This window comes from Microbulbifer maximicatervae (SeqCode) (assembly GCF_052467825.1).
Genome location: NZ_CP174327.1, coordinates 4,266,919 through 4,291,520, shown reverse-complemented (window position 1 = coordinate 4,291,520; position 24,602 = coordinate 4,266,919). Strand labels below are relative to the sequence as shown.

24 protein-coding genes are annotated in these 24,602 nt (G+C 49.5%); 10 read left to right on the top strand and 14 right to left on the bottom strand.

The features are described 5' to 3' along the window. The first annotated feature begins 6 nt into the window (after positions 1-6). Positions 7-1,134 carry an acyl-CoA dehydrogenase family protein gene (locus ACJJII_RS19100; protein ID WP_444894078.1) on the top strand — a complete coding sequence of 376 codons (1,128 nt, stop codon included), beginning with the start codon at positions 7-9 and terminating at the stop codon, positions 1,132-1,134. Between the two features lie 64 nt (positions 1,135-1,198). Beyond that, positions 1,199-2,629 carry a coniferyl aldehyde dehydrogenase gene (locus tag ACJJII_RS19095; RefSeq protein ID WP_444917341.1) on the top strand — a complete coding sequence of 477 codons (1,431 nt, stop codon included), beginning with the start codon at positions 1,199-1,201 and terminating at the stop codon, positions 2,627-2,629. Positions 2,630-2,664: 35 nt separating this feature from the next. Here ACJJII_RS19095 and ACJJII_RS19090 read toward each other — a convergent pair whose 3' ends face one another. After that, positions 2,665-3,465 carry an IclR family transcriptional regulator gene (locus ACJJII_RS19090; RefSeq protein WP_444908087.1) on the bottom strand — a complete coding sequence of 267 codons (801 nt, stop codon included), beginning with the start codon at positions 3,463-3,465 and terminating at the stop codon, positions 2,665-2,667. Between the two features lie 330 nt (positions 3,466-3,795). Here ACJJII_RS19090 and ACJJII_RS19085 point away from each other — a divergent pair, with 330 nt between their 5' ends. Then, the gene (locus ACJJII_RS19085; protein ID WP_444917340.1) at positions 3,796-4,509 is read left to right on the top strand and encodes a hypothetical protein; all 714 of its coding nucleotides are present in this window, start codon (positions 3,796-3,798) and stop codon (positions 4,507-4,509) included. A 166-nt stretch (positions 4,510-4,675) separates the two neighbouring features. Here ACJJII_RS19085 and ACJJII_RS19080 read toward each other — a convergent pair whose 3' ends face one another. Beyond that, positions 4,676-5,632: an MBL fold metallo-hydrolase gene (locus ACJJII_RS19080; RefSeq protein WP_444917339.1), complete on the bottom strand. Its 957-nt coding sequence runs from the start codon at positions 5,630-5,632 to the stop codon at positions 4,676-4,678. Positions 5,633-5,824: 192 nt separating this feature from the next. On the opposite strand from ACJJII_RS19080, the gene ACJJII_RS19075 reads away from it, so the two are divergent. Both ACJJII_RS19075 and ACJJII_RS19070 read left to right on the top strand, forming a co-directional pair. Continuing rightward, positions 5,825-6,670, top strand: a complete 846-nt coding sequence (locus ACJJII_RS19075) for an arylamine N-acetyltransferase family protein (RefSeq protein ID WP_444917338.1) — start codon at positions 5,825-5,827, stop codon at positions 6,668-6,670. Then, the gene (locus ACJJII_RS19070) at positions 6,667-7,254 is read left to right on the top strand and encodes a flavodoxin family protein (protein WP_444908091.1); all 588 of its coding nucleotides are present in this window, start codon (positions 6,667-6,669) and stop codon (positions 7,252-7,254) included. The genes ACJJII_RS19075 and ACJJII_RS19070 overlap by 4 nt, the downstream gene beginning before the upstream one ends. On the opposite strand, the gene ACJJII_RS19065 is transcribed toward ACJJII_RS19070, so the two are convergent. Next, on the bottom strand, positions 7,216-8,544 hold the full coding sequence (locus tag ACJJII_RS19065) for an MFS transporter (protein WP_444917337.1): 1,329 nt from the start codon (positions 8,542-8,544) through the stop codon (positions 7,216-7,218). The genes ACJJII_RS19070 and ACJJII_RS19065 overlap by 39 nt on opposite strands. Positions 8,545-9,005: 461 nt before the next feature. Here ACJJII_RS19065 and ACJJII_RS19060 point away from each other — a divergent pair, with 461 nt between their 5' ends. Next, a complete protein-coding gene (locus tag ACJJII_RS19060; protein WP_444897520.1) occupies positions 9,006-9,611 on the top strand; it encodes a TMEM175 family protein in 606 nt (201 codons plus the stop codon). 49 nt (positions 9,612-9,660) lie between these two features. Here the strand turns inward: ACJJII_RS19060 and ACJJII_RS19055 are convergent, their stop codons facing one another. From ACJJII_RS19055 to ACJJII_RS19030, 6 genes are all read right to left on the bottom strand, one after another. Further along, positions 9,661-10,083: a GNAT family N-acetyltransferase gene (locus ACJJII_RS19055; RefSeq protein ID WP_444917336.1), complete on the bottom strand. Its 423-nt coding sequence runs from the start codon at positions 10,081-10,083 to the stop codon at positions 9,661-9,663. 1 nt (position 10,084) lies between these two features. Then, a complete protein-coding gene (locus tag ACJJII_RS19050) occupies positions 10,085-11,239 on the bottom strand; it encodes a JmjC domain-containing protein (protein WP_444917335.1) in 1,155 nt (384 codons plus the stop codon). A gap of 129 nt (positions 11,240-11,368) precedes the next feature. Then, positions 11,369-12,742 carry an adenylosuccinate lyase gene (gene purB, locus ACJJII_RS19045; RefSeq protein ID WP_444917334.1) on the bottom strand — a complete coding sequence of 458 codons (1,374 nt, stop codon included), beginning with the start codon at positions 12,740-12,742 and terminating at the stop codon, positions 11,369-11,371. A gap of 15 nt (positions 12,743-12,757) precedes the next feature. Further along, positions 12,758-13,396, bottom strand: coding sequence for a high frequency lysogenization protein HflD (hflD, locus tag ACJJII_RS19040; RefSeq protein ID WP_413665869.1), 639 nt, complete (start codon positions 13,394-13,396; stop codon positions 12,758-12,760). Positions 13,397-13,402: 6 nt separating this feature from the next. Continuing rightward, positions 13,403-14,548: a tRNA 2-thiouridine(34) synthase MnmA gene (gene mnmA / locus ACJJII_RS19035; protein WP_444913223.1), complete on the bottom strand. Its 1,146-nt coding sequence runs from the start codon at positions 14,546-14,548 to the stop codon at positions 13,403-13,405. A gap of 97 nt (positions 14,549-14,645) precedes the next feature. Next, positions 14,646-15,248, bottom strand: a complete 603-nt coding sequence (locus ACJJII_RS19030) for a pseudouridine synthase (RefSeq protein ID WP_444917333.1) — start codon at positions 15,246-15,248, stop codon at positions 14,646-14,648. Positions 15,249-15,397: 149 nt separating this feature from the next. Between ACJJII_RS19030 and icd the strand changes: the two genes are divergently transcribed. Further along, positions 15,398-16,648, top strand: a complete 1,251-nt coding sequence (icd, locus tag ACJJII_RS19025) for an NADP-dependent isocitrate dehydrogenase (RefSeq protein ID WP_020415259.1) — start codon at positions 15,398-15,400, stop codon at positions 16,646-16,648. A 104-nt stretch (positions 16,649-16,752) separates the two neighbouring features. Here icd and cspD read toward each other — a convergent pair whose 3' ends face one another. Next, positions 16,753-17,052 carry a cold shock domain-containing protein CspD gene (cspD, locus tag ACJJII_RS19020; protein ID WP_413662225.1) on the bottom strand — a complete coding sequence of 100 codons (300 nt, stop codon included), beginning with the start codon at positions 17,050-17,052 and terminating at the stop codon, positions 16,753-16,755. 265 nt (positions 17,053-17,317) lie between these two features. Here cspD and clpS point away from each other — a divergent pair, with 265 nt between their 5' ends. After that, positions 17,318-17,698, top strand: a complete 381-nt coding sequence (clpS, locus tag ACJJII_RS19015) for an ATP-dependent Clp protease adapter ClpS (RefSeq protein WP_413662224.1) — start codon at positions 17,318-17,320, stop codon at positions 17,696-17,698. Positions 17,699-17,832: 134 nt separating this feature from the next. After that, positions 17,833-20,112 carry an ATP-dependent Clp protease ATP-binding subunit ClpA gene (gene clpA, locus ACJJII_RS19010; protein WP_413662223.1) on the top strand — a complete coding sequence of 760 codons (2,280 nt, stop codon included), beginning with the start codon at positions 17,833-17,835 and terminating at the stop codon, positions 20,110-20,112. 96 nt (positions 20,113-20,208) lie between these two features. Here the strand turns inward: clpA and infA are convergent, their stop codons facing one another. The 4 genes from infA to trxB form a co-directional block, all read right to left on the bottom strand. Beyond that, complete coding sequence (infA, locus tag ACJJII_RS19005) at positions 20,209-20,427, bottom strand: translation initiation factor IF-1 (RefSeq protein ID WP_010130378.1); 219 nt, start codon at positions 20,425-20,427, stop codon at positions 20,209-20,211. 125 nt (positions 20,428-20,552) lie between these two features. Further along, positions 20,553-21,272 (bottom strand): arginyltransferase, encoded by a 720-nt coding sequence (locus ACJJII_RS19000; protein WP_413662222.1) that lies wholly within the window; start codon positions 21,270-21,272, stop codon positions 20,553-20,555. After that, positions 21,265-21,957 carry a leucyl/phenylalanyl-tRNA--protein transferase gene (gene aat, locus ACJJII_RS18995; RefSeq protein WP_444919284.1) on the bottom strand — a complete coding sequence of 231 codons (693 nt, stop codon included), beginning with the start codon at positions 21,955-21,957 and terminating at the stop codon, positions 21,265-21,267. Before aat ends, ACJJII_RS19000 begins: the two co-directional genes overlap by 8 nt. Before the next feature lie 88 nt (positions 21,958-22,045). Beyond that, positions 22,046-22,993 carry a thioredoxin-disulfide reductase gene (gene trxB, locus ACJJII_RS18990; RefSeq protein ID WP_444917332.1) on the bottom strand — a complete coding sequence of 316 codons (948 nt, stop codon included), beginning with the start codon at positions 22,991-22,993 and terminating at the stop codon, positions 22,046-22,048. A 409-nt stretch (positions 22,994-23,402) separates the two neighbouring features. On the opposite strand from trxB, the gene ACJJII_RS18985 reads away from it, so the two are divergent. Continuing rightward, positions 23,403-24,458: a methyltransferase domain-containing protein gene (locus ACJJII_RS18985; protein WP_282933071.1), complete on the top strand. Its 1,056-nt coding sequence runs from the start codon at positions 23,403-23,405 to the stop codon at positions 24,456-24,458. Positions 24,459-24,602: the final 144 nt, after the last annotated feature.

Genomic DNA, 24,602 nt, shown 5'->3' with positions numbered 1-24,602 from the left:
TGAGCGATGGATTTTTCCTACAGCGAAGAGCAGCGGATGCTGCAAAGCAGTGTGAGCAAGTTTATCCAGCAGGATTATGACTTTGACCGTCGTTGTAAAATAGTGAGTAACGATATTGGCTTCAGTAAGGAAAATTGGAAGCTATTTGCGGAACTCGGCTGGTTAATGGTGCCGTTTGGAAAGGATGATGGAGGCCTAGGAGGCTCCGCCGTAGACTTGATGGTGGTTATGGAGGAGTTCGGCCGAGGTTTAGTGGTTGAGCCTTTCCTGGCCAGTGTTGTTCTCAGTGGTGGTCTTATCGCTGACTGCGCTAGTGAGGTGCAAAAGCGAGAACTCCTGGGAATGTTAATGGAAGGCCAATTGCAATTGGCATTCGCTTTTACTGAGTCACAGAGTCGCTATAACCTTACTGATATAGCCATGACTGCGGTAAAGGATGGAGACAATTACCTTCTGAATGGACATAAAGCTGTCGTTCTAAATGGTGACGTAGCAGATAAATTCTTAGTTGCTGTGCGGACGAGCGGAGCACAGCGAGATCGTGAGGGGATCACCTTACTACTTGTCGATCCTAATACAGAAGGGCTTCAGCGGCATGGATATGCCACTGTGGATGCACACCGTGCCGCCGAAATTAAATTCAATAACGTGAAAGTACCCATAGCTAATCTGATAGGGGAAGAGGGGGCGGCTTTAGGAGCTATAGAAAAGGCTGTTGATAGAGCGACGTTGGCATTGTGTGCAGAAGCTGTTGGAGCTATGGAAAGGATCTATAAGAAGACAGTTGAGTACACTAAGACGCGGGAGCAGTTTGGTGTTCCTATTGGCAAGTTCCAGGCACTACAGCACCGCATGGTGGATATGTTTACTGAGTATGAGCAAGCGCGCTCAATATTGTTGATGGCTGCGCTACAGCTTGATAGCAATAACGGAGTTGCGCCTAAGGCGATATCCGCTGCAAAAAGCCGTATTGGTAAAGCTGCGCGGTTTATCGGCCAAGAGGCGATACAATTACATGGCGGTATAGGGGTTACTGAGGAGTTAGATGTAAGTCACTACTTTAAGCGTCTAACAACAACTCAGTACCTATTTGGCAGTACTGATTACCACACTTTACGATTTGCCAAGCTGTAAATCATAAAGTACTGACTATACGGCCAAACTCACTCTCTACTTGCCACTTTGCGAGGGCACACACATGGAAAAAGTTGTCGAGCACACCAGATCTGTGAGCATAGGTAAAGTAGAGAGTGTTTTTAAACTTCAAAAGGATGCATTTAATAGGAACCCCTACCCGAGTCTTCAGGAGCGTCTGGAAAGTTTAAAAAAATTAGAGCAATTAATCCTGGAAAACCAGAAATCCATAGCAAAGGCAATAAGCGAGGATTTTGGTAATCGTGCCATCCAGGAAACTAAAATTGCAGAGATCTATGGGTGCATCGAGGAGATTCGTTACACTCGTAAGCGCTTAAAAAGGTGGATGAAAATTCAGAAGCGTCATGTGCCTTTGCTACTTCGAGGAGTAAAAAATCGCGTATTACCTCAACCAAAAGGGGTGGTTGCTATTGTTACCCCCTGGAATTACCCACTACTTCTATCTGTTGGGCCCTTGGTGAGTGCGATATCCGCAGGAAATCGCTGTATGATCAAGATGGCTGCTAACTCGCGTGCCCTTTCTACATTATTACATCAGTTATTTAATAGATTCTTTTCAGAGGATCTGATAGCTATTCTTCCTGGAGTGAGCGCTACGGAGTTTACAGCCCAGGCATATGATCACATGATTTTTACTGGATCTGGCAAAGTAGGAAAAGTGGTAATGCGGAGAGCTGCGGATCACCTAACTCCTGTGACACTAGAACTGGGGGGCAAGTCGCCAGCCATAATATGTGGAGACTTTGATGAAAATATTGCTGCGGAACGTATTTTGAGCTCAAAATTCTTCAATGCTGGCCAAACTTGTGTAGCTCCAGATTATTTATTGATTCCTGAAGAAAAACTTTCAGGATTCTTGGAATCGGCTAAGAGACTTGTACCTAAATGGTATCCATCTTTAAATTCAGAAGATTATACTTCGATTGTTGATGAAAAGGCGTTTAATAGGCTGAATACTTGTCTAACGGATGCTCTGGAGAAAGGGGCTACAGTTCTGCCGTTATTAGATGTTGAAAACAATAAGGGTTTGCAAAAAATTGCTCCCACCTTAGTGTTAAACCCGACAGAAGACATGAGTCTGCTACGCGAGGAGATATTTGGCCCTATTTTACCTATTCTTACGTATAGGAATCTGTCTGATACGATAGATTACATAAATAGTAAAGATAGGCCTTTAGCATTATATATTTTCAGTTCTAGCGGAGATGTTCAGGAAAAGATTATCAAAAGCACAATGTCTGGAGGTGTTTGTATCAATGACTGCGCGATGCATGTCTCCCAGGCAGACTTGCCCTTTGGTGGTATTGGGGCGAGTGGCATGGGGCAATATCACGCTTATGAGGGTTTTTTGGAATTCTCAAAATTACGACCGATCTTTACACAAGCCAAAAAGTCAGCGGCGGTGCCTTTACGACCACCTTACGGCCAAAGATTTGACAAAATTTTCAACTTTCTACTGCGTTTCAAGCTGTAGCTGTACTGGTTGAGAAGATCTGGAGTTTGAGTCGACTAATATCGGATTAACATAGCTTCGATATTGCCTACCAGGTTTTTCAACAGAGGAGCTACTTCATTTTCTAAGTATTCCGGGTTAAGTCTAAAAGCAGGTCCGCCAGCATTAAAAGTGTAAATATGACCTTGGCTTAAAGAGAGAGGTACTGCGATACCGTTGACATCGCGATTCCACTCGCCAAAAGAGCAGCAGAAGCCGCGCTGCTGGTAGCTGTTGACCGCTTCTTCAATACCGGCTTTGATCGTTGGCCATTGATCACCAGCTTTTTTCTCCAGGTAGCCATAAAAATATTCCCGTTCTTCTTGAGGGAGTGCTGCCAAAAAAGCTCGCCCGGAGCCGCTGGAAGCTATGGGTACGCGATTACCGATTTCATGGCGGAAAGTTGTGACATTTGCAGGAGCACAGAACTCAACAAAAATCATATCCAGCCGGTCCCGATCAGAGAGACCAACAGCGGTACCGGTAGAATTGGCCAGATCCTGCATTAAAGGCTTGGCTACCTGTCTGACTGTGAGATTTGAGACAAAAGCATAACCAAGAGCCAGGACGCCACTACCCAGCTGATATTTCTCCATTCGATCAGAGTAGGTCAGATAGCCTAATTTGGTCAGAGTATAAGTCAGTCTGGAAACACTGGAGCGGGGCAGGCCAGTACGCTGGGCGATCTCCAAATTACCCAGGAAGCCATCACCAGGTTGAAAAGCTCGGAGCACATCCAGACCACGAGCTAGAGCCTCAATAAATTTTCGATCTGGTTCGGTATCTTTTTTTCTGGGAAGGTCACTTAGGGAAACCATTGGCTTAGTCCTACTTATTAATTAATAAGTATACAGATGTTCCCTCTCAAGCTGAAGGGAGATATATTAATCCTGTATGAGAAATCTATTTTACTGGAACATGTTGGGGAAGGTGATAGTAAAAGTGGATGAGTAAATATCGCCTGGTTAAACAGTTTGTTGGGTATATAACTATAATTGGTGCGAGAAAATGTCAGTTTCTCAATCAAATAGTACCTAGTGCATTATTAATCACTATACTGATTTGCTGAATTTTGGATGAGCTATAATTTCAAGCTAGTTTCAGTTGGGTAGGATAGCTCCCCTTCTAATAAACCCTGGGAAATTTCTATGAAAACGCATTACGCTATAGGGAATGATAAGCTAGCGAAAGGTTTTCTGCGTACGGTTAAAAGCGGCAGTTCAAAAATCAAACAGTATTTACTTAATCGTGTAGGGTTGGCATCTCATGAAATAAGAGTAGGTATTAACTCTGATTCTCCTTTCGCATTTGGAAAATTAGTTTGGAATAAAGATCATAGAGATTATCAGTATTACGATAGGCCCTTTGGATCTTCGTTTATATATTTGTTAAATATATCGAAGACGGTTCCGGTAATCACTTCGTTTGGTGTTATTGTTGTTCTTCCTAAGGATTCTCCTCTCAGGTTTCGAGATCCCCGCATTGCGGATGATAGTGATGACCTTTCAATGTTTTGGCAGCATGACTTCATTGATACTGAAGATGAAAAGGAAATTGCTTTACGTGAAATACCAACTTTGCCTCAGGGACGTTACCTCAATTTTCCAGAGCATAAATTTCTCACTAATGTCTGGTGGCCCGACATTATCGAAACTTATGGCTACCATGAGTGGATAGATAAGCAAGATATACCTAAAAGTCTTGGCGAGGAGATGGAGGCAAATATTAAACGTACTATTAAAAATATGGAAGTGTGGCTTTATGTTATTTTAGATAGTGATGAGCTTCTGCCTTTTAAATGGAGTTATCAAGATAAGACCTTTATGCCAGGATTTTGGACCGATGGCACTGTGGTAAAATAGTTGTTCTGGCGATATGGTTAAAGGTGTTAATCAAGTGAACCCTGTTATCTCCTCTAGTGTTTAATAGTCTATTTGGCTGATCTGAGCACATATGCTATGTAAAAAAATGAAATATGCTCTCAAAGAATTCGTTTATGAATGCTGTCTGTTCTTTGGGTATAGTTGCCTACTGTTTTTGGACGAGTTGCCCAGATTTTTCTAGAAAAAGATGCATAAAATCCTCAGCTAAATATAGTTGTCCCTTATAAATCAACTGCGCTTCCTTTCTGATAGTATCAATTGAACAGCTCGCCTTGCTATCTTTTTGGTAGCGTGTGCTGAAATGTGTGAGAACCAGGTTGGGAATTGAAAGGCCCTCGGCAAAAGAGGCTATTTGGGTGGAATAGCTGTGCCCTACATGCCCCGCTTTCTGAGCCAAATCTTTTGCATAAGTCGATTCATGCACTAAGACATTGCAGTTGGCACAGGTATCTTTTAAAAACTCAGGGTTATCATTGTCTCCGCAAATTATAATATTACGTGGAGGCCTCGGCTTTAGAATAAAGTCCGTTGCAGTGTATATTTTACCGTGATGAACGACATCGATACCGTTCTTTATCTTCCCCCATTGCGGTCCTTTAGGGATACCGGTGACAAGTAAACTTTGTGTATCTAATGTAACCTCAACATATCTTTCTGTAAAACTATACGCATAAGAGGGGACCCTGTGGGAAAGTTGTATAGTGGTTGTGGTGAACTGTCCCATTTCTATTTGGGGTAAATCTTCAACAGGAATGAAGTTGACTTCAAATGGAAGATAGAGTTCTGTGATTGTTTGAGTTGATAGAAGCCAATCATAGACGGCCCCAGGAGTAACAAGTGTCAGTGGTCTTGTCCTTCGTTGCATTCCTGAGCTACCAAGTAGACCAGGGAGTCCGTAGCAGTGATCGCCGTGCTTATGGGTGATAAAGATTGCACTTAGCCTGTTTAGTGATAAGTTTGTATGTAGAATCTGCTGCTGGGTACCTTCCCCACAGTCGATCAAATACCAGTTCTTTCCCAGGCTTTCTATTAGCCCAATACCAGAAACATTCCTCTGCTTGGTCGGAGTGCCTGATGATGTCCCCAAAAACAGTATTTCCACTTAGTCGCTACCTGATTGTTTAGCAATATTGAAGATTACGCTGGCTAGGGGTCTTCCTGAGCTTTGGCTTTGATTAACTTCTGATTGATAAGCAGTGTAGAAGATGAAAAAAAGCTATTGACCTCAAGTTAGGTTTAGGTATTAAGCTCCCGTCTATTGTTTATGAGCCCGGATTTTGAGGAGACAATCGAGATGGGTACCCCTGGTATTAACTTGCAGCAATATTTAGACCGTATTAATTTTGATGGAGCCCCGGGTGCTAACTTGCAGTGTCTACAGCAGTTGTTGACCCAGCACGTCCGTACGATTCCATTTGAGAACGTCACTTCATTTTTGGGAAGCCCCGTGGATATTGAGTTGGAATCTATTGAGGCCAAGTTGGTACAACAAAAACGTGGAGGTTATTGTTACGAGCAAAATGCCTTATTAGGGGTAGTGTTAGGGCAAATCGGTTTTAAAGTTACGAACCTCGCCGCACGGATACTGTGGCAAATGCCGATAGGGCATCAACCCGCTCAGTCGCATATGATTTTGATGGTGGAGCTTGAGGGTACACGCTTCCTGATAGATGCGGGATTTGGAAGTAACACTTTGACTGCACCACTCAATTTAGACTCCAGTGATCGTCAGAGCACACCGCACGGTGTTTACCGCTTTACTTTAATAGATGATGAGTACCTGTTAGAGGTTACAACCGATAGTGGTTGGCAACCTATGTACAGCTTTGACTTGAAACCTAAAACTCATGGCGATTATAAAATTGGTAGTTGGTATTGTTCAACGCACCCTAAATCCAGGTTTGTAGAGCACTTGATTGTTGCTCGGTCTTTCCCAGAGGGGCGGCATACACTTTTCAATAGACAGTTAAGCTATCAACCACTTTTAGGCTCCAAGAGTGTTGTCATGTTAGCGGATGTTGATGAGCTTCGGGCTACTTTACTGGATATCTTTGGGATAGAAGTGCCGTCTGGCAGAGAAATTGATCAAAAGTTAGGCCGGATATTTGAGTCAGACGGCATAGCGGAGCGAGTCATATGAAGAGGGTAGGTGTTGTTTACCATTCTGTATCTGGTTGCAGTAAAGTTCTTGCGGAGTCCGTGGTGGAGGGGGTTAACACGCTAGAGAAGTGTATTGGTGTTGCCCTTGAGATTCAGGGAGAGAGCATTCTTCACGGACGTTATGAAGATCAGTCATTATTAGCTCAGTTGGATCAATGTGAAGCCATAGTAATGGGTTCGCCGACCTTTATGGGTACTGTCTCCGCTCAATTCAAAGCATTTATGGATGCAGCAAGTGAGCGCTATGGAGATCGGTGCTGGCTGGATAAGTTAGCTGCAGGATTTACTGTTGGTAGTAATTTTAGTGGTGATCAGCTAGGTACCATCAGGACTCTACAGGTCTTTGCTGCACAAATGGGCATGTTGTGGGTTCCCCTGGATATTCTACCGAGTCAAGATTCCCTGGGTAGAAACCGGGGTGGTTGTCAGTCGGGCTTGGTAGCTGTCGCTGAAGGAGCTGGTGAAATTCATGAGTTGGACCGACTTACAGCCGTACATTTAGGGCGTCGAATCGCAGGCTTAGCACTACGAACTTCCGATTTTAGGACCACGTTTCTTGACTAGCTTTTTGCTGCTCAAAAGTAGGCTGCTGATGCAGCCTACGATGACGATAATCCCGATTAGCTGAAATCCTGCTTGGTAATTGTAGAAATTCTGTGTTGGTTGTGGAGCAAAGTCAAAAAGTCTGGCTAATAAATCGCTGAGGGAGCGGATATAAGCGAACTCTATATCTTGATCAAGTGAGAGCCCTATAAGGGTTTGAATTACCCCTCCTAAGACAAAGCCCCCAGTTACAATAAGGGCAGAGGCAATGGCGTGCGCCTTTTCAGGGAGTTCAGATTGCACTATCGAGAGAGATAGAATTGAGCTGCTGAGGCCAAATCCTAAGAGAAAATTTGCCGTCAAAGTCCAGGAGTCCGACAAGTGAATACTCAGTAAAGCTGTGACAGAAATAATTGAGAGGAAACTAAAAGTTCTCGCTGGAATTACATAATCTCCCCGATAATGAGACCAAGCACCGACAATAAAGCTGCCGATAATGATGCCCATTGAAATCATCGCATTGAGTAGGGCGCTTTCCCTAGATGTTTCACGAAAAAAATCAACTTGGAACTGTATATTCCATAAATCAGAATAGGCGATAATTACGCCGAAAAGGCAGGAGTAGAAAGTGAGAGCTAGCCAAAAAGCTCTTGATTTGAAGCATGAATTTAGCTTGTCAAATTGAATAGCTTTTTTTACGGAGAGTTCATGGGAAGAGTTTTGATTACTGCCAATAAAAATAAATAGCAGTACAGCAAGGCAAATAAAAAATAGCGCTGCGATGAAGTAGGGTCCCCGGAATGAGACCTCGGTATCGAACAAACCGATAAGTAACGAGAGTGAAGCTGCTGCGAAGTTAGCTAATCCTTGGCTAACAGCGGCCATTAGTGAAAACTTTTTAGGTAAATCCCGTCCGATAACATAGATAACTCCCAAGAAGCTATTGGATAATCCAAGTGCGACTAATAGCTGCCCGGTAAGGGCTGTTTCGAAAGAATGACTGCTGGCAAAAATTACACAGCCGCTAGCGGCGAGGGCGGCTGAGATACCCAGTAAATACCGTGGACTTATAGGGCCCAATAGTGAGCCAAGTGTCAGTTGACCAATAGAATAGGCGACAAAGTAATATCCTCCCAGCATTCCTAAGCTTTGATGGTTGAGATTGAGTTCTTGAGTGAGGCTAGGTGATAGCAGGGCAAATAGGATTGAGTTGGTTACGCTGGCGCTGAAAAATATGACTGCAATTGTCCAAGACGCGTAGCGGAAGTGTTTCCGCCCCATAGGCTTTTCTTTACCGGTGTCTATTGCCACGCCTCGGCCTTGGGCTTCACTCCTCAGCTCCTGCTTATGATTGCAGCGGCCAATAGGGATTAAGCGTTAGGGTTTTAATGGATGTGAAACAAGTCGCATTAGATAGATCTTAGAGCAATTAATGGCCGTAGCCCGAACACAAGGAGTTGATTGTAAACGGGATGGAAATCGATCGGGCAGCTAGGTTTGATCAAAGTATCGCCAACGGCTGTTGAAGTTGAATGCTATTTGCTAGGCGGTGCCGTATTGAGGAGCTTTAATAGCCCCTTCATTTAAAAGAATACACTTACAAAGTCGTTATCATATAATTTCATCTCCCCAATAGAAACATTCCGTGGCTCGTTATCAGGAGGAAGGATGTGAGTGGTGTGAACGCTGTTGGCATCTTGAAACTAGAGGTGAGATCCTGCTTCGGGACTGGGCTTTAATGAGTATGCAACCTTGGCAATCGATGGTGGCCCATGCGTCGAAAGTCTTTCTTGGCTAGCCGTATTAATGCCGTCAGTGATGGCGTTTTTGCCATTGCTATGACGCTGCTGGTTTTTAATATCCAGATTCCCGATCTGGAGGATATAAAGCCGGGCGAGGATTTCCACAGCAATATTCTTCAGCAGTTGCCCCATTTTTTTTCCTGGATACTGAGCTTTGCGATTCTCTGTCGGCTGTGGCTTACCCACAATCATCTGATGTCGGATCACCAATTTAAATCGGTTGCCTTTACCAGTTTTAACTTTTTGCTATTGGGGGCGGTGGCGTTCATTCCCTTTCCAGCAAGTTTGATGGGGGAATATCCAGACCAGGTTTGGTCAGTGATCTTATTGTCAGCCAGCTATGCGGTGGCCGCTATAGCAATTGCGGGTATGTGGTGTGTCGCTGCGAACCGAACGAACGTATCCGCACACCGTGTACTAGTGGTCAGCATGGTGATGTTGTGTACCAGTATCCTGGCGTGCTTGTTGACCCTTTTCAATCCCTATTGGGGGCTTGGGCTTTGGATAGTGTATGTGTTGGGGATAGCGCCTTTGGCTCACTTTGTCGAGAAGCGCTATGCCCCAGTAGAGAGTTGAGATGGGGCCGGGCCTGCCATATGGTTGCTGGTGGCAGGCCTCAAAATAGTCAAATCAGGCTGCGCACCATTTTGATATGGGGAATTCCCGCTTCGTAAAATACGTCGCCTTCCACCTCAAACCCAGCCTGCAAGTAAAACCCCTCAGCATGTTGCTGTGCATGTAAATGGACTTGCTGAAAGTTTTGTTCCTTCGCCCGCTCACAGATGGCCTGCAATAGCCGGGCCCCGATACCGCACCCACGTGAAGACTTCTGCACGGCCATACGACCAATTTTTCCGCCTTGGGTGAGGCGTCCGGTGGCAACCGGAGTTGTTTCGCGGTAGGCGAGGAAGTGCTGGGATGTTTCCTCTTGATCATCCCATTCCAGATCCGCAGGTACCTGTTGTTCCTGCACAAAAACGGCCTCGCGTATTGAGCGAATTGCCTCTCGGTCAGTATCCCAATCCGCTAGGCGTATAGCTACTGGCATCTCAGAAATCCTCAGGAGGGTAGATCAGGGTGCCCTGTGCAACCAGCTGATCGAGAAGGCCGCTGTCTTCCGCTATTTCCGGGAAGGCTTCGATATCATCCCAGGAAATTTCATGGGATTCAGCAAACTGCTCGGCAAACGCCAAGGGGCAGGGGAAGGCTTCACCATCAACAAACAAAGTGGCTGGCTCGCGGCAAAAGGCGGTGCGGGAAGCGGGATTTAAAACCAGTTTTGCTCCCTGGGGCATTTGTTCGCGCCAGTCTGCAGCGTCGTCAGCGTCCAGTGCGACAGTATCTGGGTATTTTGCTTCGGTCATAATCGCGCCAAACCACTGGGCGATTTTCTCCGGCTGCTGCAGCCACTCGCCGAGCTGTTGTTGCAGGCGGGTAACAGAGGCGGGGTCAATTTCCGCTGGGTTTTTCGCCACTTCTGCACCGGCATCGGTGTAGCGCTGGCTGTCCGGAAAATCCATAGCGATTTCAGCGGCGAGATCTTCGAGGATCGCTGCGGCGGAAGGGGCGCGGAAACCAATAGAGATCGTGGTGCACCCACCTTCGGCTATTCCCCAATGGCTGTATTGGGGCGGCAAGTAGAGCATATCGCCGGGCTCCAGTACCCAGCTGTTTTCTGCTTCGAATTCTTTCAGGATATTGAGGGGGGTTCCTTCGAGGCGGGGATTGCTTTCATCCACTTTGGGGCCTTGCTGCCACAAGCGTTTGCCTTCGGCCTGGAGAAGAAACACATCGTAGTGATCGTAGTGGGGGCCAACGCTGCCCTTATCGGCGGCGTAACTGATCATCACATCATCCAGGCGCCAGTCGGGGATAAAGCGGAAGAAATCTCTTAGTTCAGCAATTTCTGACATCCACTGATCGACAGCTTGTACCAGCAGGGTCCAGTGGGTTTTAGGGAGGGAGAGAAAATCCTCTTCAGTGAATGGACCGGTGCGCAGCTCCCAGGGGCCGCTTTCACCATTTTCCAATACCAAGCGAGACTCGACCGCTTCCTCCAGGGCCATACCTGCGAGTTCTTCACCCGAGATGGGTGATTCAAAGTTGGCGAAAGCATTGCGTATCAGCAGGGGTTTCTGCTGCCAATAGTCACGCATAAAAACTTCGATGGGCATGTCGCCAAGATGGGTAAGGGGGCTGGCCACGGTAACTCTCACTGTCAGAAGGCTGGGGTTTGTATCTGGATATTCTGAGGTTCGGAAACTATCCAGCGTACTTTTGTATTTTTTAAAAGATGACCAGCCGCACTGGGTGCGGCTGGTAGCTGGGCTCGGTTAAATTTTGCGAGCCTGTTCCACTGCGTTACCGATATAGGATGCCGGAGTCATTTCCAGCAGATCGCTCTTGGCCTCTGCGGGAATCTCCAGATTCTCGATAAATACTTTCAGGGTTTCACGGGTGATGCCCTGGCCACGGGTAAGGGCCTTCAGTTTTTCGTAAGGCTCTTCAATGTTGTAGCGACGCATAACCGTTTGGATCGGCTCTGCCAATACTTCCCATGAATTATCCAGGTCTTCTGCCAGGCGCTCGCGGTTGATTTCCAGCTTGCCCAGGCCTTTCATGGTGGCGGCATAGGCAATGGCAGAGTAGCCCGCACCCACCCCCATATTGCGCAGCACGGTGGAGTCTGTCAGGTCGCGCTGCCAGCGGGATACTGGAAGTTTGGCGGCCAAGTGCTGGAATACGGCGTTGGCGATACCCAGGTTCCCTTCGGAGTTTTCGAAGTCAATGGGGTTAACTTTGTGCGGCATAGTGGAGGAGCCAACTTCACCGGCTACGACTTTTTGCTTGAAGTAACCCAGGGAGATATAGCCCCATACATCGCGGTCAAAATCGATCAGGATGGTGTTAAAGCGGGCAACAGCGTCGAACAGCTCAGCAATGTAGTCGTGCGGTTCGATCTGGGTGGTGTAGGGGTTCCAGCTAAGGCCCAGAGAAGAAATGAATTCTTCAGCATTTTGCTCCCAATCAATATTGGGATAGGCGGACAGGTGAGCGTTGTAATTACCTACCGCACCGTTAATTTTACCCAGCAGCGGTACCGCTTTAATCTGGGCTACCTGGCGGCGTAGGCGCGCGGCCACGTTGGCAAGTTCTTTACCAACAGTAGACGGGCTGGCTGTCTGGCCGTGAGTACGGGACAGCATGGGTACGTCGGCAAAGTCCTGGGCCAGGCCTACGATAGCGTCAATCAGGGCTTCCATCGCAGGCAACATGACGTTGTCGCGGCCGGCGCGAAGCATCAGGGCGTGGGACAGGTTATTGATGTCCTCAGAGGTGCAGGCAAAGTGTACGAATTCACTCACTTTTGCCAGCTGGGCATTGCTGCTGATTTTATCCTTGAGGAAGTATTCAACCGCTTTTACATCGTGGTTGGTGGTGCGCTCGATTTCCTTGATGCGCTCAGCATCTTCCAGGGAGAAGTCGGCCACAATGCTGTCGAGCAGCTTGTTGGCAGCTTCGTCGAACTGCTCAATTTCGGCGATCTCTTTATGTGCGGAAAGTTTTTGCAGCCAGCGTACTTCCACTTCAACGCGGGCGCGGATCAGGCCGTATTCACTGAAAATTTCACGCAGGGGGGCAGTCTTGCTCTCGTAGCGACCATCAATAGGGGATACCGCTGTGAGTGCGGAAAGCTCAACTGTCATAGTAAATCTCCGGGATTAGTGTTCTATAGATTCGATATGTGCGATCAATTCGTTGGTCGCATTCAAAAGCTTTTTGCGCTGGAACAGAAGGTGCAGGCGACGCCCACCCAGCTGTCGCCATAGGGTTGCCGAGCGGATGCCGGCAAATAGCATGGAGCGAATTTGATTGGCAATACGCTGCTGTTGCAGGTAATTGAAGTCACCCAGTACTTGAATCCGGAAGCGGAAGGTACCTAGCGTATCGCTGTAGATGCTGGCGAGGTTGGAAAATACATTCTCGTGAGTCAGTTCGAAGTGCTCTGCTTGAGTCTTGGCCTTATCCAATCGGCTGCCAATGATTGATAGCAGGTCATTATTCTTGCTGAGTTGTCGCTGCAGGTAGATCACCGAGAGGGCGTAGCGTAGACCGTCGGTATATTCCGGGTGTTGCCGGGTCTTTAGTATTTGCTGCGATACTTTTAAGCCGGGCAGCAGCTTGTCTGCACCGGCGAATATATCTTCAGTGCGATCAGGGTTTAGTTGGAAGAGGCTATATACCCCGGTTTCCAGCTGTTCCTGCGGTGCAGAGCCTGTTTTGGCCAGGCGCTCCACCAGTGTTGCGGATTGGAATATTCCTGCCAGTGCCAGTGCCTGATCCCGCCAGTTATTCAAAATTACTCCTTAATCTTTCTTGTATTTTTCCGGTACTGCGGCGCCAACTCCCGTGGCTTTCTCGATCACCGCACCACCTAGACAGGTTTCTCCATCGTACAGTACCAGAGATTGTCCCGGTGTGATTGCGCGTTGTGGCTCGTCGAACTCTACAACCAAATCGCCATTGTCCTGCAGGTGCACGGTGCAATCCTGATCTGGTTGGCGATAGCGGGTCTTGGCCTGGCAGCGGAAAGTTTTGTCCGGTGCTGCGCCATTAATCCAGTGGGTTTGTGTTGCTTCCAGCCCCGTTGCGTAAAGCAGGGGGTGGTGTGCACCCTGGGCCACAATCAATACATTGCGCTCCAGGTTTTTTCCGACAACGTACCAGGGCTGTTCGCCTGCACCTTTGACGCCGCCAATACCGAGCCCCTGGCGCTGGCCAATGGTGTGGTACATCAGGCCCGCGTGGCGCCCCATGACTTCACCCTCTGGGGTTTCCATATCGCCGGGCTGGGCGGGCAGGTACTGCTCGAGGAAATCCTTGAAGCGGCGCTCGCCGATAAAGCAGATGCCGGTGCTGTCTTTCTTGTTGTGGGTGATAAAGCCGTTTTCTTCAGCGATACGGCGAACCTCGGGCTTCTCCAGCTCCCCTAAGGGAAAGAGCGAGCGGGCAAATTCGGCTTCTCCCACCGCGTGCAGGAAGTAGCTCTGGTCTTTGTTGCCGTCGAGGCCCTTCAATAAATAGGTGCGTCCATCGATATCGCGGCGACGGGTATAGTGCCCGGTGGCTATTGCATCGGCACCCAGCACTTCGGCGTACTCAAGAAAGACCTTAAATTTGATTTCCCGGTTACAGAGGATGTCCGGGTTGGGAGTGCGCCCGGCTTTATACTCTGCCAGGAAGTACTCGAATACGTGATCCCAGTACTCCGCAGCAAAGTTGGCGGTGTGCAACTTGATACCCAACTTCTTACAAACTGCCTGGGCATCCGCGAGGTCCGCCTTGGCAGTACAGTATTCTGTGCCGTCGTCTTCATCCCAGTTTTTCATAAACAGGCCTTCCACTTGATAGCCCTGCTGGATCAGCAGGTGTGCGGCTACAGAGGAATCCACACCGCCGGACATACCGACGATGACGCGCTTTGGCTGTTTGTTGTGGGTGGAATCAGGCATAAGAAGGACAGTCACTACTTCACTGGTATGAAAGGGGGGCGAATTTTACCTGCGAACGCCCCGTTTGACCAAGACCGCTTTGATCTTCCGTTATAGATTATCGCTTTCGACGCGGTCGATTGCGGTTGTGTGCCGGCTTTGTTCGGGGCTTGGGAGCGCTAAAAACCTCTTCCGTCCGATACTCGCCAGGCTTTAATGAGTCGAGCTTCCAGCTGCCTATCGCCACCCGGATTAGCCGCAGGGTAGGGAAGCCGACCGCCGCAGTCATCCGCCTTACCTGGCGATTCCGCCCCTCAGAGATAGTCAGCTCCAGCCAGCTGGTTGGGATCGATTTGCGTTCGCGAATTGGCGGCGTGCGGGGCCAGGGCTCCATATCAGGTAGGCGCTTGGCCTTGGCAGGTGCGGTTCGGCCATCCTTCAGGTCGACCCCTTGCCTGAGCATATAAAGGGCATCATCAGTAATTTCACCCTCCACCTGGGCCCAATAGGTTTTGGGCATTTTCCGCTTGGGGTGACTGATTTGATGTTGTAGCGCTCCATCATCAGTCAGAAGTAGTAATCCTTCAGAGTCGTAGTCCAGGCGGCCCGCCGCATAGAATCCCTTGTGCTGGATAAAGTTAGCCAAAGTGGCGCGATCCTGATCATCTGTAAATTGGCTTAATACGCCAAAAGGCTTGTTGAGGAGAATAATCTTTGCCATAAGAAAAATTGAGTATTGTAATCCAACTACAAAAATTAGCCGAGGCTGCTATAATCCCGCCGTTTTTCATCCCCGCCCTAAGGTCCCGGGGGAGCGGTGCAAGCAACGCTGGACCTAAAAAGTCATAGAATTTTGGGAGTTTACGCAATATGGGTCATATCCAAGTGCCGGCAGACGGCGAAAAAGTTACAGTCAATTCCGACGGTTCGCTGAATGTTCCGAATCGCCCGGTTATTCCTTTCATCGAGGGTGACGGCATCGGTGTGGATATCACCCCGGTAATGCGCAAGGTGATCGACGCGTCTGTAGAAAAAGCTTTCGGCGGCGAAAAGAAAATCGAGTGGATGGAAATCTACTGCGGTGAGAAAGCGGCAGAGACTTACGCTGGCGACTGGTTCCCGGCTGAAACTCTGGAAGCGATCAAAGACTACGTTGTTAGCATCAAAGGCCCCCTGACCACTCCAGTAGGCGGCGGCTTCCGTTCCTTGAACGTAGCCCTGCGTCAGGAGCTGGATCTGTACGTATGTCAGCGCCCGGTGCGCTGGTTCAGCGGTGTACCTTCTCCGGTTAAAGAGCCGAACAAGGTAGACATGGTTATCTTCCGTGAAAACTCCGAAGATATCTACGCTGGTATCGAGTGGAAAGCTGACACTGACGAAGCTAAGAAAGTTATCAAGTTCCTGCAGGACGAGATGGGTGTTAAGAAGATCCGTTTCCCTGAGAACTGTGGTATCGGTGTTAAGCCGGTTTCTGCAGAAGGTACCAAGCGTCTAGTGCGCAAGGCTATCCAGTACGCTGTGGACCAGGATCGCGATTCTGTAACCCTGGTACACAAAGGCAACATCATGAAGTTCACCGAAGGTGCCTTCGCTGATTGGGGTTACGAGCTGGCTCGCGACGAGTTTGGCGCTCAGCCGCTGGACGGCGGCCCCTGGCACAGCTTCAAGAACCCGAAGACTGGCAAGGAAATCGTTGTTAAGGACGTAATTGCTGACGCTATGCTGCAGCAGATCCTGCTGCGTCCGGCTGAGTACGACGTAATTGCTACCCTGAACCTGAACGGTGACTACCTGTCTGACGCACTGGCTGCACAGGTTGGTGGTATCGGTATCGCTCCGGGCGCAAACCTGTCCGACGACGTTGCCCTGTTCGAAGCAACCCACGGTACTGCGCCTAAGTACGCTGGTCAGGACAAGGTTAACCCGGGCTCCCTGATTCTTTCCGCTGAGATGATGCTGCGTCACCTGGGCTGGAACGAAGCTGCTGACCTGGTAATCAAGGGTATGGAAGGTGCTATTGAAGCCAAAACCGTAACCTACGATTTCGAGCGTCTGATGGACGGTGCTGAGCTGAAGTCTTGCTCTGCGTTTGGTGACGAAGTTATCAAGCACATGGCTTAAGCTACATCCGTGAGGCCGGGCTGGCTTTAAGTTGGCCAGAGTCCCATGAAAAAAGCCCTTCACATTGGTGAAGGGCTTTTTTATTGTCTGTTTGCTGGGCTCGCTTAGCCGACAGCTTCCGCTTCCTTCTCCCTCGACTTTTCTGTGTGTACTGCATCAGATTCGCTTTTGCTCGAAGTGTTGGGTGAAGTGGTTTCGGAGGTCAATGCGGAGATATTTGCAGCGTGGTAGCCCTTGTCTCCTCGAATAATATCGAAGGTGACTTGCTGGCCGGCCTTCAGGGTTCGGTAGCCTTCCATCTGAATTGCGGAATAGTGCGCGAACAGATCCTCCCCTCCCTCATCTGCAAGAATAAACCCATATCCCTTAGCGTTGTTGAACCACTTTACAGTACCGGTAGGCATAACGATTCCCTCTAATTGCCTGAGTGGCCCCTGGCCACCTTACAGAGTTTTTATATTTATTTGACCTGCTGGTTAGTCGGCTGCGATCCTATCTGCGACTAACGTTTGATGTAGCGGTCACTACCTCTTGTAGTCAACAGCAGGGGGATTGTCAAGGTTCCCCGCTGACCGCTGTGTCAAAGGTCAAATAAGGTTACAATGTCACGTCATTGAAGGTTGCATTGGGTGCAATTTTCAGGCTCGATAGAATTCATTGATAATTGTTATGAGTACTTCGCGAATCATTAAACTAAGCTCCAGTGACTCCGATGGAGACAACCCGTACTTCGATGATTTCGATGGTGGGTTGGCCCTTGAGGAGGCGCCGCCGCAGCTGAAGCGGCCGCCGATGTATAAAGTCGTTATGCTCAATGATGACTACACCCCCATGGATTTTGTTGTTGAGACTTTGGAGTTGTTTTTTTCAGTAAACCGGGAGCGCGCCACACAGTTAATGTTGCAGGTTCACACACGGGGAAAAGCAGTGTGTGGTGTCTATACTCGGGATATAGCGGAGACAAAGGCCGCACAGGTCAATCAGTTCGCTCAAGAGAATGAGCATCCCCTGTTATGTGAAATTGAAGCGGACGAAAGCAAAGAGGATTGATTCTGACAAAAACTGCTTTGAACAAAGGGTCCCGTCACCTGAAGGGAATCAGCCAGGATATAAACGCCGGCGAAGGGTGCGCGCCTACCAGCGGAGTCGGCGGGAAATATTGGCGATTAGGGTTTGAGGTTTAGATGCTCAGCAAGGACTTAGAGGTAACGCTTAATCTAGCGTTCAAAGGTGCTCGAGCGAAACGGCATGAATTCATGACCGTTGAGCACCTATTGCTGGCGCTCTTGGATAACGAATCCGCAGCAGATGTTCTACATGCGTGCGGGGCGGATTTAAGTGCATTGCGCCGTGAACTCCTGGAGTTTGTGGACTCCACAACACCGTTGATCCCGGAGGCCGATACAGATCGAGAAACCCAGCCGACATTGGGTTTCCAGAGGGTCCTGCAGAGGGCCGTATTCCATGTCCAGTCATCCGGTAAAAAGGAAGTTACAGGGGCTAATGTCCTGGTCGCCATTTTTTGTGAGCAGGAGAGCCAGGCTGTTTACTACTTGAAGCAGCAGAGTGTTGCCCGGATAGACGTAGTTAACTACATCACCCACGGAATTTCCCGCGTTGGCTCCAGTGGTAATAATCACCATCACGGTTCCGATACTGCACCTGAGCAGGTAGATGAGGAAATTAGTGGGGGCGCTGAGCCAGGTGGTTCCGACCCCCTGGAAAGCTACGCCACCAACCTCAATCAAGAGGCAATTCTTGGCCGTATTGATCCGCTTGTGGGGCGTGCACCTGAGGTGGAGCGTGTCACGCAGGTTCTCGCTCGTCGCCGCAAGAACAATCCACTGTTGGTGGGTGAGTCCGGTGTCGGCAAGACGGCAATTGCTGAGGGGTTGGCACGGCGTATTGTTGATGAGGATATCCCCGAACCTTTGAAAGAGAGCACTATTTACTCTCTGGATCTCGGCTCCCTGCTGGCGGGAACCAAGTATCGCGGTGATTTTGAGAAGCGCTTTAAGGCGCTGCTAGCGGAGCTCAAGAAGCGTGAGCACGCCGTACTGTTTATCGATGAGATCCACACCATCATCGGGGCCGGCGCCGCTTCAGGAGGCGTCATGGATGCCTCGAACCTACTTAAGCCGCTACTTTCCAGCGGTCAATTGCGCTGTATAGGTTCCACAACTTTTACTGAATATCGCGGTATCTTTGAAAAAGATCGCGCGCTGTCGCGCCGTTTTCAAAAGATCGATGTCAGTGAGCCCTCAGTGGAAGAGACCGTGCAAATATTGCAGGGGCTCAGAAGCTGCTTTGAGGATCACCACAAGGTCCGCTTTACCGATGGAGCTTTGGATGCTGCTGCGCAGCTATCCAGTCGTCACATCACCGAGCGATTCCTCCCAGATAAGGCCATTGATGTAATCGATGAGGCGGGAGCCTACCAATCTTTGCTGCCTGAAGAGGACCGCAAAGAGGTTATTGGGGTCTGTGAAATTGAGATGGTTATCGCCAAGATGGCGAGAATACCTGCCAAGAGCGTGTCTGCTTCTGACAAGGAGCAGTTATCACGCCTGGATGACAATCTCAAAATGGTGGTGTTTGGGCAGGACAGCGCGATTGATGCCCTGGGTACGGCGATTAAGCTGAGTCGCGCCGGCCTGGGTTCTGAAGAGAAACCCATCGGCTCCTTCCTGTTTTCGGGTCCCACCGGAGTCGGCAAGACAGAGCTCTGCCGCCAGTTGGCGAAGGTGATGGGTATCGAGCTGATTCGTTTCGATATGTCTGAGTATATGGAGCGCCATACGGTTTCCCGCCTGATCGGCGCGCCCCCTGGGTATGTAGGTTTTGACCAGGGTGGTTTACTGACAGACTCGGTTACCAAGCACCCCCACAGTGTTGTGCTGCTCGATGAAATTGAGAAGGCGCACCCCGAAGTATTCAATCTGCTTTTGCAGGTGATGGATCACGGCACCCTAACTGATAACAACGGCCGCAAAGCGGATTTCCGCAATGTTATTCTGATTATGACTACCAATGCGGGCGCTGAGGTGATGAGCCGTCGTTCAATCGGGTTCTCCCATCAAGATCACTCCACCGATGGAATGGAGGAGATCAAGAAGATGTTTACCCCGGAGTTCCGCAATCGCCTCGATAATATTATTCAATTCCGTTCTCTGCCTCTGGATGTCGTGAAGACGGTGGTGGATAAGTTTATCGTTGAGTTGCAGGCCCAGTTGGATGACTCCAAGGTGACACTGGTCGTTGATGATGAGGCTCGAGAGTGGCTGGCGGTGCGGGGTTATGACGAGAAGATGGGTGCGAGGCCTATGTCCCGCCTGATTCGCGACAAGCTGCGCAAGCCTTTGGCAGAAGCCGTGCTCTTTGGTGAGTTGGCAGAAGAGGGTGGGCGTGTTTGCGTCACCATTGAAGATGATGAGCTGGCGATTAAAACGGCGGTGCCCGCCTAAAGTAAATTAGCTTCAGCCAAGTAATAAAAAAGCCACCGAGAGGTGGCTTTTTTATTTCAGGTCAAATTGCCTTGCGGAATTTGGCCTCTGAGCGAATTAGCGCGCGCGGTACGTAATGCGGCCCTTGCTCAGGTCGTATGGAGTCAGCTCCACTTTCACCTTGTCGCCGGTGAGAATGCGAATGTAGTTTTTACGCATCTTTCCAGAGATATGCGCAATTACCACGTGTCCGTTTTCCAGTTTTACGCGGAAAGTGGTGTTCGGCAGGGTGTCGATCACCTCGCCTTCCATTTCAATATAATCGTCTTTTGCCATGCGGCAGCAACCTTACAATAACTTGATCAGACCTTTACCCCGGAGGCTCTTTGGCCTAGCCGCGGCTTGACGGGCGAGCATTTTGCACGAAAAGGCAAGATAGAGCAAAGGGAGAGTGTGTTGAACTAGAGCGATTTAAGGCTCCAGCGGTTTTCTTTTAACATTTCGATGGGGCGAAATTGGCTTTTATAGGCCATTTTGTGGCACTTCTCAATCCAGTACCCCAGGTAGAGATTAGGTAGCCCCAAGCGCCGGGCCCATTCGATCTGGTAGAGGATGCAGTAACTGCCTAGGCTCCGTTTGTCCTCATCGGGATCGAAGAAAGTATAGATCGCCGATAACCCGGCAGTCAGGATATCTGTTACAGCCACTGCCACCAACTTGCCACGGGCTCTCAGCTCAATATAGCGAGTAGACCCCCAAGCCTGACTCAGGAAGCTGCGGTATTGTTCCCGGCTGGGCGGGTACATCTCCCCATCGGCGTGGCGCTGCTCGATATAACGGGCGTAGAGTTCGTAATGCTCATCTGTATCGATGGACTCGATATGGAATATGTCCAGGTCCTTGTTGCGCTTCCAACAGCGTCTCTGGTTGCGGTCGGGGACAAACAGGCTCACGGGTACGCGAGCCGGTATACAGGCGCGACAGGTCGCGCACTGGGGGCGATAGAGGTAGGCACCACTGCGCCGGAATCCCAGCTCTGACAGGCGGTTGTACAGACGCTGATCCACTTCTGTTTGTGGATCGACAAACACCGTTGTTGCCTCCCGATCCGGCAGGTAACCGCAGGGGTGGGGCAGGGTGGCCAATAGGCGCACTGAATCCAGCTGAGAGTATTTACCCATAAGTCCACGAAAGCTTCCAGGGCTGCGGGAAAGGCGGCTGCTTAATGCCGTCTGCCAGCAGTTGTTCGAAATCCTTACGACACATTTCCACCGCCCCAAGGCTGCTGAGATGAGGATTGCTCACCTGGCAGTCAATCAGTGGGCAGCCCCACAATTCTAATTGCCGAACGAGGTGGACAAAAGCGACTTTTGAAGCGTCTGTCTCCCGGTGAAACATCGACTCCCCAAAGAACACTCGCCCCAGCGCAATACCATAGAGTCCGCCAACGAGTTGACCGTCGCGCCAAACCTCCACTGAGTGGGCAAACCCCTGATGGTGCATGTCGATATAGGCATCGCACATCTCATCGGTGATCCATGTGCCGGTTTCATCCGCTCGGGGGGCACGGCAGGCCTCAATTACCTCGGGAAAGGCTTGGTCGAAGGTGACCGAAAAGGTTCCTCGGCGCAATACTTTGCGCAAAGTGCGGCCAATACGAAAGTTTTGCGGGATAACCACGCAGCGAGGGGAGGGGCTCCACCACAAGATCGGCTGGTCATCTGAATACCAGGGGAAGACCCCCCTTTGATAGGCTTCAACCAGCCACTCGGGAGTCAGATCTCCTCCGGCCGCCAGCAAGCCATTGGGGTCATCCAGTGCGAATTCAGTTGGGGGAAAGTCTACAACGGTGTGGTCGAGCCACATCAGGCGGCTTTGGGTGTTCCCTGCCACGATCTGACTCCTGTCGGTTGAGGGGGATACCGGGCAGAAAAGCTCTGCCCGGGGATTTGACTTACTTCTCGGCGTCGAGGAAGCGCTCGGCGTCCAGGGCGGCCATACAGCCGGTACCCGCAGAAGTTACCGCCTGGCGGTAAATATGGTCGGATACGTCACCTGCGGCAAATACACCGGGAACAGAAGTCTGGGTGGCATTGCCGTTCAGGCCGCTCTCCACAATGAGGTAACCACCATTCATTTCAAGCTGGCCTTCAAAGATACCGGTATTCGGTTTGTGACCGATAGCAATAAACACACCGGAAACGTCCAGCTCTGAAGTGGTGTCGTCTTGGGTGTTGCGCAGGCGTAGCCCAGTTACACCGTTGTCGTCACCGAGCACTTCGTCCAGGGTGTTGTGCCAGCAGACATTGATATTGCCGTTTTCCACTTTATCCATCAGGCGGTCCTGAAGGATTTTTTCTGCGCGAAGCTCGTCGCGGCGGTGAATTAGGGTCACTTCACTGGCGATATTGGAGAGGTACAAGGCCTCCTCTACGGCGGTGTTGCCACCACCGACAACAGCAACTTTCTGATCGCGATAGAAGAATCCGTCACAGGTCGCACAGGCGCTGACACCGCGCCCCTGGAAGGCTTCCTCAGAAGGCAAGCCCAGGTACTGAGCTGAGGCGCCAGTGGCGATAATCAGCGAGTCACAGGTGTAAGTTTCATTGCCTTTCAAGGTGAAAGGACGCTGTTTCAGATCAACAGATTCGATGTGATCGAAGATGATTTCTGTCTCGAAGCGCTCTGCGTGCTGCTGCATTTGCACCATCAGGTCCGGACCTTGAAGCTCCGGAATACCGCCCGGCCAGTTCTCGACTTCAGTGGTGGTGGTTAGCTGCCCACCCTGCTGCATACCAGTGATAACAACCGGGTTCAGGTTTGCCCGTGCAGCGTAGATAGCCGCGGTGTAGCCGGCAGGGCCTGAGCCGAGGATGATCAGTCGATGATGGTTATTGCTCATGAAGTACTCTTAAAACTCTCAATTTGCGAAGTTTACCCAATGGGCTGGGAGTCCATATGCCCGTCCATTTTTTGATCAGGCGAGACTATTAAATTGGGCGATATAATAGGCGATATTTACCATTCGGCGAAATAGTTTGCCTTAATTTGTTCGATTGATCGTACCTATTCAACTCTCTTTGACCTTGCTAGAGGTTTGGCTCAAATCGGAGTTTGCGCCAAAGCTGGCCGTAAGAGCTGGAAAAATGTAAAAAAGTTCCAATCTGAAACAACTGCTGCTGGCTTTGCTAGGGGGAGAATGGGGTGTCACAAATTAGAATTACGGATTGTTAGATGTATTGAGTGTGTGAGCGTCGTAGGGGCCAGTGACTTCGAGTAAGTGCCCAAACCCCAGTGGGTTGAGGATCGTTATGCGCTACAAAAGAAAGTTCATACCCTTAAACCTGAAGCGAGAGCAGTTGGGGCATCCTAAAACTTTTCTGACCCTTAGTGAGGAGGCCCAGGCTTTCGTAGCCGAAATTATCGACGATAGTTATTCGTTGCGTTTTTCCATTGATCTGGAGCCCGATGGCGATCACCGGGCAAGCTTACATGGCCCACCCCACCTGCTGGATCTATTTACCGCGCTCAACTTGCAAATACGCTGTGAAATTGTCTCTGATGGATATGGTGATACAGGAGGTGGGGCGGTTACTTGCGCGGGCGAGCCAGAAGAACTTGAGAAGTTTGCTATGGCGCTGGGCCTCAGCAATGGTTGTCGAGTTCTCGACTTGATGTGTGGCAGGGGAGTCCTGAGTAGCTACCTGCTTAAGTTTGCCAAAGCTCATGGGGTTATTATTCAATGTAGCTTGTGCGATTCCCACCCTTCGCAGCTTGAAAACCTTGACCCAAATATTCAATTGCTAGCTGCCGATATCACTATAGGTGATGGAAGAAACTTGCCATATCCCAGTGAATTATTTGATGCTGTGGCAATCAGAATGGGTCTGCACGAAGTGCCTTATAAAGATCAGCCCCTGGTTCTCCAGGAGTGTTATCGGGTTTTGAAGCCGGGAGGTCCGCTGTTGGTTTGGGACTTGATGCCGGCGTCTGCCGGGGTCCAAGATTTACTGTGTGCCCAAAAGCGAAAACTGTCAGCGCTGACACACCGTGAATCGTTGCTCTTGGATCGGTTCTTTTTGCGGGAAGACCAGTTGTTACAATTGCTCAGCGATGCAGGCTTTTCGCAAGCAGAGCGGGTATCCAGAACCTATTACCGGGATAGTACTCAAGACAAATTAAAAACAGAGTTGGGCGGGGATCAATACAAATTGGAAATTCTGAATAGTTACCTCCGCGAGAGAGTTACCCAGGCGATTATTGATGAGGTTTGCTGGGAGGATTCAGGGCAAGATATCTCGATGATGATTCCAAATTGCATCTATCGCACGTACAAACCGATAAATTTAGAAGAGAATACTGGCTAGGAAGCGCTCCAGGTTTTTCGATACTGCCGCCAAACAAAAAAAACTACTTGGTGTCAGGGATCGTAAGGCGCAATCTGAAAGCGTAGATTGTAAAATAGCCTGATTGAGTTGCTTTCTTTTGTAAGCAATACAGAATTTTATCAG